Origin of the sequence: Psychrobacter sp. SCQQ22 (genome assembly GCF_015864605.1) — a bacterium.
GTDB classification, from domain to species: Bacteria; Pseudomonadota; Gammaproteobacteria; order Pseudomonadales; family Moraxellaceae; genus Psychrobacter; species Psychrobacter fozii.
The window spans coordinates 249,217-260,175 of sequence record NZ_JADYWZ010000004.1 but is presented as its reverse complement, the minus strand read 5'-3'; the positions used below and the strand labels follow the sequence as shown (position 1 = coordinate 260,175).

Genomic DNA, 10,959 nt, shown 5'->3' with positions numbered 1-10,959 from the left:
TAATTGATGATTAAGTAAACCTACAAATACTATAGGCAAAAATAAAGAACTGGTTATCTTATGATGACCAGTTCTTTATTTACATTAGAGTTTAAAGAAAGTTTACTAAGGGCTGCTCAGCAAAAATCTAGTTGTATATCGTCACTCTAAAGCCGCCGGTTGCGTCTTTATCGATTGATCGAGGTGCTTGAATACCTTTACCAATAAAGCCATCTATACTTATATTACTTGCATATATACGGGCGCCGATACTGGTGCTCATTAGATAGTTTCCTGCTAAATACTCGGTACTGTCACCACCTACCCAGCCTTGGTCTAGTGTCATATAGGGCATCAGGGTAACTTGTCCAGTGAGTGGTACGATCCGAGCAATTTCTTGCTGTAGTAACATACCGTTTTCGCCTGATAAGCTTTGCTCATCGCTAAGCCCTTTAGTAGTGTATCGTCCACCAATTATAAATCGATCTTGAGGCGTTAATGATTGAGGACTATATTGTCCACGCCATTGAAGTATATACTGGTAGGAAGATGTATCTACATTAAATGGATGCCTTAAGCTTACTTGCGCGTTCCAAATACTGGGCTGAGAAGTTGCCTCGCTAATATAGCTTTCAGGCGCATCTATGGCTGATAGCGCACCCGTACCTTTTTGATATTGTAAGCTTGCCGTTATATCTCCTAAAGATGTTTGTCGCTGGTGATCGATCCCTGCTTTCCAGCCAGAGGTGCGACGTCTTTGTACTTCAATTTCTTGATCATCAAAATAGTTTTTTGAGTTTTTATGATAACCCTCTAAGCTGGCACTGGTTTTAGAGTAACGATCTCTATGGATCAGTCTTTGAAGCTCAACTGAGCTTTGATTAGATTTACCCTTATAAACAATGTCTTGATTGAGACCAGCCAAAGTTTGATTAAAATCATAATCACTGTAGAGCAATTGCAATTGCCATTTTTTATAAGGATAACGATAATTGATATATAGACTATTATTATTAGAAAGTTTGTCTATATTATTCCAAGGGTCAATAGAATGAGTATAAGAGAGACTTAACGCATCATTGGCACTCAAAGGGTTGTCGATGCTGGTGGTCACCGTGCCTTGATACTTCCCAGTGTCTTCATTCCCTGAATCATCTATGCTGAGTTGCCATTGTATGGGTGTGGTGCGTTTTTGAGCGACGACTAAATCGCTACTGCCATACTGCTCATTATTAATAGTATTAATGCTAGGTATAATATCAATATTGGTGATCGCTGATTGAGGCAAGCGAAAGTTCTCTAAGCTAGTTTCAATGTCTCTTAGATTGATAATATCACCTTCTGAAAGCGTGATCGCATTGCTGATGTTCGTTTTTGGGTGACCGTCTTCAGATCGCCATACCTTGTTAAGTCGCCCTGGTATGATCGTGATATTAAGCACACCACTCGTCAAGTCTTGAGGCTCAATAGTCGCTTGAGTGGTGATAAAACCTTGCTCGATTAGCGCATTTTGTACGTTACGTATCGCATAATTTAAGCCCTTCTGACCAATACAATGACCTAATATGGATCCTTGTCCATATTTTATAGGGCCTAAAACAGTAGCAAATTGCTTTTTGAGAGCAGGTTCATCAGGCAGTTGTAAGTTAATCTGATAGATATTAAAGCAAGGACTTTCACCAAGTGGTGGCTGTTTCAAGCTAGTATCTGGTGCTGGTTCGCTAAGATTCACAAAAGGCTTGGAGGTTCTATCTTCAAAATTTTCAAGTCGTTGTTGATATTGATTGTATTGCTGCTGCTCTATTTGATTCAGATCAGATTGGGCGTAGGCGTGACAGGTAATACCACCTAGGCTACATAATTGAATGCTTGTTATCAAAACAGGTTTTAGATGATTAGCTAATGACATGATTTTTATCTAGCATAAGAAAAGTAAACAATAATTGTATCTTATTTATGCCGCATTTTTACCTGATTCCACGAGATTTTTTAAATAAATTTTAATTGGCTTCTAGGAGTAAGATTGTCATATTAGCATCTTGCCGACTATAGTGGTGATGGAAGGAGATAATGCTTACTGTTCCCATAACGGGGCTTATGGTAAATAATAATCCAAAAGCCTACAGCCGGAGGTTCTAGGGTACCGACCTTGTTTCCATGAGATAAGTTATCGGCAATATTCTCCTTTGTTATCTACAACTCCTCTCATTTCAACCTTCCGCACCCTTACTTCGTCATCACAACGCGGTTCAAGAGTAATGTTTTAAAAGTATTATAGAAATACGCTTGACCTTACCATGATGTCAACCTATATGCTGTCACTATAGATTTGAAAATAAGATTAAAAATATAGTTAAAAACGACAGAGGTTGTTATGAAAACAAAAAACACCAAAACTCCTACTTATCATGAAGTGCTGAGCATTGAAGGCATGAGTTGCGCGTCTTGTGTTGGGCGTATCGAAAAACAATTAAAAAATATTGAACATGTTGAAAACGCCGAGGTAAATCTTGCCACTGAACAGGCGACTGTTTATTCATCTCAGCCTTTAGATGTCGCCCAGTTAAACAAAGCGGTAGAGCGCGCAGGCTATAAGGTGACTGAAACCAAGCCTATCGAGCTATCTATAGAAGGCATGAGTTGTGCTTCTTGCGTTGGACGAGTAGAAAAATCCTTGGCCAAAGTCGCTGGCGTGCAACAAGCTACTGTAAACCTTGCGACTGAACGCGCTTGGATTAAAGGTGATGCGCAAATACAAACGAGCGACTTAATTGATGCCGTTAAAAAAGCGGGCTACGAGGCCAAACTGGTAGAACAAGACCAAAGTGATCGACAAGATAAGAAAGCCTCGGAGCAAAATCAGCTTAAACGAGATTTAGGACTTTCTGCGCTGTTGTCACTGCCCGTATTCATTCTAGCAATGGGCTCGCATATGATTCCCGCCTTTCATATGTGGGTGGTGAATAACCTAGGCACTCAGCAAAGTTGGTTGATACAGTTTGTTTTGACCACATTGGTACTACTCTTTCCAGGCCGACGCTTTTATCAAAAAGGCGTGCCAGCCTTATTGCGTTTTGCGCCAGATATGAATTCGCTAGTGGCGATTGGTACTATCGCAGCATATGGCTTTTCTCTAATAGCGACCTTTATCCCGCAAGCGTTACCTGAAGGCACGGTGCACGTTTATTACGAAGCCGCTGCCATGATTGTGAGCTTGATTTTATTAGGTCGTTATTTTGAAGCAAAGGCCAAAGGGCGTACTTCTCAAGCCATTCAGCATTTAGTAGGCATGCAGGCAAAGACGGCCCGTGTACAGCAAGATGGCAAAGTCATTGAAGTCCCTGTAGAAAACGTCACCGCACAAATGATAGTTGAGATTCGTCCAGGCGAGCGTGTGCCTATCGATGGCGAAGTCGTTGACGGTCACAGTTATATTGATGAATCTATGATTACTGGTGAACCTGTTCCTGTGAAAAAACAAGCAGGTGATCAAGTAGTCGGCGGTACTATCAATCAAAACGGTACCGTGAATATTCGAGCCACGGCCATTGGTGAAGATTCTGTATTAGCACAAATCATTCGTATGGTAGAACAAGCCCAAGGCTCTAAATTACCGATTCAAGCATTGGTGGATAAAGTCACCATGTGGTTTGTACCAGCGGTGATGTTTTTATCAGCATTGACCTTTATAGTTTGGTTGATTTTTGGTCCTGACCCTGCCTTGACCTTTGGCTTAATCAATGCGGTCGCCGTGCTCATTGTAGCCTGCCCTTGTGCAATGGGATTGGCCACTCCCACCTCTATTATGGTCGGTACGGGTCGTGGTGCAGAGTTAGGTGTATTATTCCGTAAAGGCGAAGCGCTACAAATGCTTCAGGATGTGAGCGTGGTTGCCGTTGATAAAACGGGCACATTGACTGAAGGCAAACCTACCTTAACGGATTTCCAAGTCCAACAAGGGTTTGAGAAAGAACAAGTTCTACGTGTGGTGGCATCGGTTGAAGCAAAGTCTGAGCATCCCATTGCCTTAGCCATTGTACAAGCCGCAGAACAACAGAATATTCAACTGCTGCCTATCACTGACTTTGAAGCGATGACAGGTTTGGGTATTCAAGCAAACGTGGCAGGCCAAGTGATTCACATTGGCGCTGATCGTTACATGCAGCAATTGGGGCTTGATGTTGCGCCTTTTGAACAAGATGCGCTACGTTTGGGGCAAGAAGGTAAAACCCCGCTTTATGTATCGATTGATCAGCAATTGGCCGCTATCATTGCCGTTGCCGACCCTATTAAAGAGACGACTCATGCCGCCATCGCTGCACTACATCAGTTGGGCTTAAAAGTGGCCATGATTACAGGTGATAATCGCCATACCGCCCAAGCGATTGCGGCAACATTAAATATTGATCAGGTAGTGGCAGAAGTGTTACCCGAAGGCAAAGTGGATGCAATACGCCAGTTGCAAGAACAATATGGCCGAGTGGCATTTGTTGGTGACGGTATCAATGATGCCCCTGCATTGGCTCAATCCGATGTTGGATTGGCCATTGGTACAGGCACAGACGTTGCGATTGAGGCGGCTGAAGTGGTGCTAATATCAGGTAGTCTGCAAGGTGTGCCTACCGCGATTGCCTTGAGTAAAGCCACCATCAGTAATATCAGACAAAATCTGGCTTGGGCGTTTATTTATAATGTTGCTTTGATTCCGATTGCCGCAGGTGTCTTGTATCCCGCCTTTGGTATCCTGCTCTCACCCATTTTTGCGGCAGGCGCAATGGCGCTGTCTTCTGTTTTCGTATTGGGTAATGCGTTACGCCTCAAGTACTTTAGAGTATAGTCAGCGAACTACTAAACCGCTACAGAGTGAATGTAGAATCGTAAAGGATATCCATATAGGGTTTAAATACACAGGTTATTTAAACCCTTTTGTTATTTAAGTCCCTTTTTAAGTTAGGAGGAGAAATATGAATATTGGTCAAGCATCAAAAAAATCTGGCATCTCTACCAAAATGATTCGCTACTATGAGCAGATTGGCTTGCTAGAAACAGTCAATCGCTCGAACTCAGGTTATCGCTTGTATTCTAAAGACGATATCGACGACTTATGCTTTTTAAGACATTCTCGCGACTTGGGATTCTCATCCAAGCAAATGAAAGAGTTGCTGTATCTGCGCAAAAATACCAACCGTCAGAGTGCAGATGTTAAGCAACTGACACAAGAGCATATCGAAACGCTAAACCAAAAAATCGCCCAATTGCAGGAGATGGTCAACTCGCTACAGAATTCTTTTGATCATTGTGCAGGCGATGATAATGCAGACTGCGCTATCTTAGAGGATCTTGGGCAGGGTCAGTAAAAATCACCCTCTCCATATGGGGCATGCCAGCATCGAACCTTTCTGCCTGTCGCCTAAAGCGTTCTAAACAATATCTGTGCTCAAGTCCACACAGCTAAAAATCTTCAATAGAATAACTGTAATTGAACGACGAACATAGATTGAAGACAGGTGCTACGACGAACTAAGTAAGGTTTGCTCCGTTACTGGCAAGAACTGACGACATTATTTACTTCATCTTATGTATTAACTCACTCTAATTCAAGCTGAGTAATTATGGCTTCAAAAGTTAGGCAAAGATCAATGTGTTTAACTTGATAATGAGATTCATATCAATGCTTTGCTAAGCGTCAAGTAAATATGTACCATTTTTGAGCGCAAGTGAGTTCGGTACAAACTAATTTTTAAGGGTCTCGGTTGAGTATGTAAGGCACTTTAAAAGGAGCGAAGAGCGAAGTGCCTAGCATTTTACCTCGCTTACCCGCCTTGCTAGATTTTTACTGGTACAATGTGTCTGAACATATAATAGCTAGCCCCTGAAATAAACAGACAAATTATAACACCAAGCCAAACGAACCATTGTGTATTACCAATCATGAGGTTCCATACAGCAAACATTGCCATGAAAAAATATGTGAGCGAACCAACATATTTCATAAGTAGTGGACTGGCTAATAACATGCCCATTTGTTCACCAAAGAAAGGAAAGCTGCTTGATATCGTTGACTGAACATGAGAGCTAGTTACTTTTTCTATTGCTTTTACTCCCTTAATCTTTCCCTCAATCTTGATTTTCTCACTTGAAGAGCCATTGTGAATGACTTGTATTACAAAATATTCTTTATGATCAAGAAAATCAAAATTTAGGATATAAGAATTAGGGCATGCCTTATTTTCCTGAATTGATACTGTACTAGACTCCTCGCTGACATTTATGATCTGAATATCTAAAATATCAATATCTTCTGGAATACTAATTCTTACGGGGTCTTTTTCTACTAGGTCACTTCTATCAATTGTGTCTTTTCCATTATTCCAAAAAGCCAGCTTTGTAACAGTTATACGCTCTTGAGTAGAACCCTTATATCTTACTTCTAATCCATCAAGTGAATTGTGCAATCCTTCGATTATTGTGTTGCTAGATTGCTCGAAGCAAGGCGTTTTGTTTTTCTGGGATTTAAAGTAGAACACAACTGCGAGGGTAATTCCTAATACTGCCAAGGAAAAACTACCCAATGTCACAAATGGATTGGATGCTAGAGTCTCTAAATTTACTGTGTCCATCTATTACCTCTTGTAAATCTAACACCTTATTAACAGGCAATAATATAGTTGGTTAAAATTAGCGATGAAGGTGGAAAGCTAATCGTTGTTTGTCAGGTTTGAAAACCATTGTTAAGCTTGTGGATCAAAGAACGATGCAATATATTCAAGGTCGCCACCATACTTTTGAATACCAACAGGCCCCATTGATTTAATTTTGATGTTACCATTATTATTTAGATCTACCCAACTTGTTACAGGGTAAACAACTTGAGAGTATTCGTACAATTTTGGATTGTCATAATGATACTCAACAGACTCTGTTAACTTTGCAATCCCTCTAACAGACTCACCTTCACAACAAATGACATAATCTCCTTTAGAAAATTTTGTTAGGTTCAAAATTATTCGACTCGGATCTCGATTGTCTGTCCAGTCGTTATACACATAACTAACAAAATTGGTAATAATTTCTCTAAATTTCTGCTCATTTTTAACAGGTAATAGAGGGGATAGGTCTCCTATAGCCGACCAACCTTGCCCCAAAACTTTCCTATACTTCAATTCTTCATAAGAAGAATATTCTCGATCAATTGCTAGTAGCCATACTGTCATTATTATTCCTTTAGAGTGTGCCTAGATAGCGCGCTTAGCATTCTATTAAACCACGATTTCCGTAAAAAATTCAGTTTTCACAGAGTTAGCGATAAAATATTGCGCAAGCGATGATAATACTCAGCACATAAAAAACCCTTTAAGCGACAGATGACGCTTAAAGGGTTTAGATTTTTTCTTAACCAAAACCACGTTAACGGCCTTTAACGACGAGCTAACTCGAAAATAGGCTGCCCGTACTCAACGTTCTGGCCACTTTCAACCAAGACAGCCGTGACCACACCTTCTTTATTACTAATCACTGGCTGCAAACGGGTCAACTCATCAATGAAGCAAACGGTTTGACCTTTTTGAATGTGGTCGCCTTCTTTGACCAAATTGTCTGTTGCATCGTCTTCACTTAAGTATACCTGCCCTACGTAGGTGGCACCTACTTGCAAGACATCACTACTAGTCTGTTCAGGCTCATGAGTAGTCGTGGCCTCTATAGGATTAGCGCTCACATTATTCTGCGCACCTAGATTATTAACCACCGTAATAGACTGCCCATTGTCTGCAATCGTGACTTCGTGCAGCTGACTGCTTTCAACCAGTTTGACCACACGTTCTATTTGCTCTATATCCATAATACATTCCTTATCTTAATTTTTTAACTCATGCCCAGATATTTAGCAATGGTCATGACACTTAGGATACTCATCACAATGGCGATTAACCAACCAAATACCGCAATCCAAATCGGATGCTTATAATTGCCAACGATATTTTTTCTGTAGGCGGCAATCAAGATGATGACCATGGCGATAGGTAATACCAAACCATTTAACGTACCGACCAATACCAGTACTTGAGCCGGTTTACCGATAGTGGCAAACACCATTGTCGAGATCACGATGAAACCAATAATGAAGTAGCGTTTGTGCTTTTCAATGAATGGATGGAAGTTGGTCATAAAAGACACGGAGGTATAAGCAGCACCAATCACCGAGGTCACAGAAGCCGCCCAAATCACCATGCCAAAAATAACTTTACCCGCATTTCCTAAAATGTACTGAAACGGCGACATGGCTGGGTTTGCTGGGTCTAATGCAAAGCCTTGAGATACCACGCCTAATACTGCAAGGAATAAAAACACGCGAATCACAGAGGCAATCAAAATACCAGAGACCGAGCTTCTGGTCACTGATTTTAAATTCTCTTCTCCGCTGACGCCTGCTTCTAATAAGCGATGCGCACCTGAAAAAGTAATATAACCACCAACCGTACCGCCGACTAACGTTACGATAGCGACTGCATCAATTTTGTCAGGCATGATCGTTTTGCTGACGGCTTCTGCTAATGGCGGATCAGATTTAAAGACCACATAAATGACCAATACAATCAGGATAAAGCCCATTAACTGAGCGAACTTATCCATCATAGGCCCCGTTTCTCGGCCTAAAAATATGGCGACGGCAATCACACCACTGATTAGGGCGCCTGTAATGGGCGACATGTTGAACATGGACTGCATGCCAAGTCCGGCACCGCCAATATTACCAATGTTGAAAGCTAGGCCACCCGCAATGATTAAGAAAGCGAGCAAGTAACCAACACCAGGAAACACCAAGTTGGCGATTTCCTGCGCGCGTTTTTTGGAGACTGCGACTACGCGCCAAACGTTAAGCTGGACGCCGATATCCATAACAATGGATATTAAGATAACAAAGCCGAAACTCGCCATTAGGCTTTCGGTGAATGTGGCCGTTTGGGTCAAAAACCCTGGCCCTACTGCTGATGTAGCCATCAGGAAGGCCGCGCCTAAAATGGCGGTATTGTGTTTTTTTATGGTGCTCATAAACATCCTTGTGCTATATGGAATTATTTAATCAAATGATTAGGGCGTGTCCTCATTTTAAAAATGGTGGTAAAAATGAGATAAATTGCAGTCAAACAAGGAAAATAGCGCAGATAATATCGAGATATTAGTCAGCTATTTGACGCCATTTGGCAAGATTTAGCCATTTTTAACCCATTTAGATGACCATCGATTGAATTGAGGACATGCCCTAGCGGGCGGATATTTAGTGGGCAGATATAGTGATACCTTTGAGTTCTAGTTGTTTCTTTATCTCTTGCGCAAACAAAATAGCGTGTTCACCATCACCATGTAGGCAGATACTTTGCGCCTCTACGGGTACGGTTTGACCGCAGACACTGGTGACAGTCCCTTCAGTAATCATCTGCAACACATGCTTAATCGCATCGTCTGTGTCAGTTATCAGGGCGTTGTCTTTGCTACGAGAGACCAATGAGCCGTCTTTTTCATAGTTTCTATCGGCAAACACTTCTGATATCGCCTCTAGACCATGTTTCTTAGCTGACTTGACCAAATAGCCGCCGGACAAACCCATGACCTTTAGGCTTGGATCAAATCGTTTGATTTCACTCACCAAGATATCTGATAAATTTTCATCAATAGCGGCTTGGTTGTACAACGCACCATGCGGTTTTACGTAGTCTAATGACACACCAACCAAGTCACAAAGTGCTTTGGTTGCGCCCAGCTGATACACCAATAAAGCACGATAATCAGCTTCACTTAACGGCTGATGAATACGACCAAAGTTTTCTCTATCGTTTAGACCAGGGTGCGCGCCTACGCTGACGTTGTTTGCTTTTGCCAATTGCAACGTGGCTAGCATCTCGCTATAAGACCCAGCGTGCAAGCCGCAGCAGACATTCGCTGAGCTGACTATCGTCAATAACTTATCGTCTTGCCCGCAGCCTTCAGCCACATCAGCATTTAAATCAATTTTCATTGGCATACTCCTTTATTTGATCGATGTAATGTTGTCTCTTTTGTTGTTCATCCAGTGCCTGCTCTAACGACACAACGACGAACTGACAGGCTTTGCCAAATCTAATCTGTGCCATCAGACCTATGTCTGCTTGAATCACAGTTGCAATTTTAGGGTAGCCACCCGTCGTCTGCCCATCTGCCATTAACACAATCGGTTGTCCTTGTGGTGGCACCTGAATCATTCCAATATCAACACCATGTGAGCTCATTTCTACTGGCTTACTAAATTCAAGCGCTGTAGCTCCCTCTAAGCGGTAACCCATACGGTTGCTACTGCTTTGTAGTTTCCATGGCTGGGTCTCAAATGCTTGTTGAGACGACTCAGTGAAGCAATCATACTCACTGCTTTTTATCACTCGAATAACCTCGGTTGGGGCAAGTCGAGCCACCCCAATCACAGGCAGGTTTGATTCGGTTTTTACCGTTAAGCTGTCATCGGCTTTTAGGTATCTGCCTTCAAATCCGCCAAATCCTGCTTTGAGATTGGTGCTAACTGACTGCAATACTGGCTCGATATCAAAGCCACCGTGCACACATAAATAGGTATACATGCCTTGTAGCGGGCGCAAAAGTTTGAGTGTTTGCCCAGCTGTTGCATTGATACGCCAATAGCAAGGAACACGCTTGTCGTCTAGATAGGCCTCGTATAAAGCGCCTGTTAAGCAAAAGCTGACGCTTTCTTCAAACTGTATGGTTAGCTCACCGAGCGCTATTTCAATAGCGGGTTCGTTGGCTTCGTTTTTCATCAAAGCGTTGCCAGCTTGTAGCGCCCAGCTGTCCATCACGCCATTTCTACCCACGCCCATACTGCGGTAACCCAGTCGTCCCGAATCTTGAATACTGGCAAGGGCACTTGCGGTTAAAATTTTCATTGATACCACCTGTTTATTTGTCTTTTTGATTCATGCATCTTTTATTTATCGC

General features: G+C 42.1%; 9 protein-coding genes. 2 read left to right on the top strand and 7 right to left on the bottom strand.

Annotation, left to right across the window (positions count from 1 at the left end):
• Positions 1 to 127: 127 nt before the first annotated feature.
• Entirely contained in the window at positions 128 to 1,888 is a 1,761-nt protein-coding gene (locus I6E84_RS07580; protein WP_197217239.1) for a ShlB/FhaC/HecB family hemolysin secretion/activation protein, read from the bottom strand.
• Positions 1,889 to 2,353: 465 nt separating this feature from the next.
• On the opposite strand from I6E84_RS07580, the gene I6E84_RS07575 reads away from it, so the two are divergent.
• Positions 2,354 to 4,816, top strand: a complete 2,463-nt coding sequence (locus I6E84_RS07575) for a heavy metal translocating P-type ATPase (RefSeq protein ID WP_197217238.1) — start codon at positions 2,354 to 2,356, stop codon at positions 4,814 to 4,816.
• Positions 4,817 to 4,943: 127 nt separating this feature from the next.
• Positions 4,944 to 5,336: a Cu(I)-responsive transcriptional regulator gene (cueR, locus tag I6E84_RS07570; protein ID WP_197217237.1), complete on the top strand. Its 393-nt coding sequence runs from the start codon at positions 4,944 to 4,946 to the stop codon at positions 5,334 to 5,336.
• Positions 5,337 to 5,804: 468 nt separating this feature from the next.
• Here cueR and I6E84_RS07565 read toward each other — a convergent pair whose 3' ends face one another.
• The 6 genes from I6E84_RS07565 to I6E84_RS07540 all read right to left on the bottom strand — a co-directional run bounded on the left by I6E84_RS07565 (position 5,805) and on the right by I6E84_RS07540 (position 10,907).
• Positions 5,805 to 6,599 (bottom strand): hypothetical protein, encoded by a 795-nt coding sequence (locus I6E84_RS07565; protein ID WP_197217236.1) that lies wholly within the window; start codon positions 6,597 to 6,599, stop codon positions 5,805 to 5,807.
• A 111-nt stretch (positions 6,600 to 6,710) separates the two neighbouring features.
• Positions 6,711 to 7,193, bottom strand: coding sequence for a hypothetical protein (locus I6E84_RS07560; RefSeq protein WP_197217235.1), 483 nt, complete (start codon positions 7,191 to 7,193; stop codon positions 6,711 to 6,713).
• Positions 7,194 to 7,396: 203 nt separating this feature from the next.
• On the bottom strand, positions 7,397 to 7,819 hold the full coding sequence (locus tag I6E84_RS07555) for an acetyl-CoA carboxylase biotin carboxyl carrier protein (RefSeq protein ID WP_197217234.1): 423 nt from the start codon (positions 7,817 to 7,819) through the stop codon (positions 7,397 to 7,399).
• 23 nt (positions 7,820 to 7,842) lie between these two features.
• The gene (locus I6E84_RS07550; RefSeq protein WP_110923445.1) at positions 7,843 to 9,030 is read right to left on the bottom strand and encodes an NRAMP family divalent metal transporter; all 1,188 of its coding nucleotides are present in this window, start codon (positions 9,028 to 9,030) and stop codon (positions 7,843 to 7,845) included.
• Positions 9,031 to 9,256: 226 nt separating this feature from the next.
• Positions 9,257 to 9,994 carry a 5-oxoprolinase subunit PxpA gene (gene pxpA / locus I6E84_RS07545; RefSeq protein ID WP_197217232.1) on the bottom strand — a complete coding sequence of 246 codons (738 nt, stop codon included), beginning with the start codon at positions 9,992 to 9,994 and terminating at the stop codon, positions 9,257 to 9,259.
• Positions 9,984 to 10,907, bottom strand: a complete 924-nt coding sequence (locus I6E84_RS07540; RefSeq protein WP_197217230.1) for a biotin-dependent carboxyltransferase family protein — start codon at positions 10,905 to 10,907, stop codon at positions 9,984 to 9,986. The genes pxpA and I6E84_RS07540 overlap by 11 nt, the downstream gene beginning before the upstream one ends.
• Positions 10,908 to 10,959: the final 52 nt, after the last annotated feature.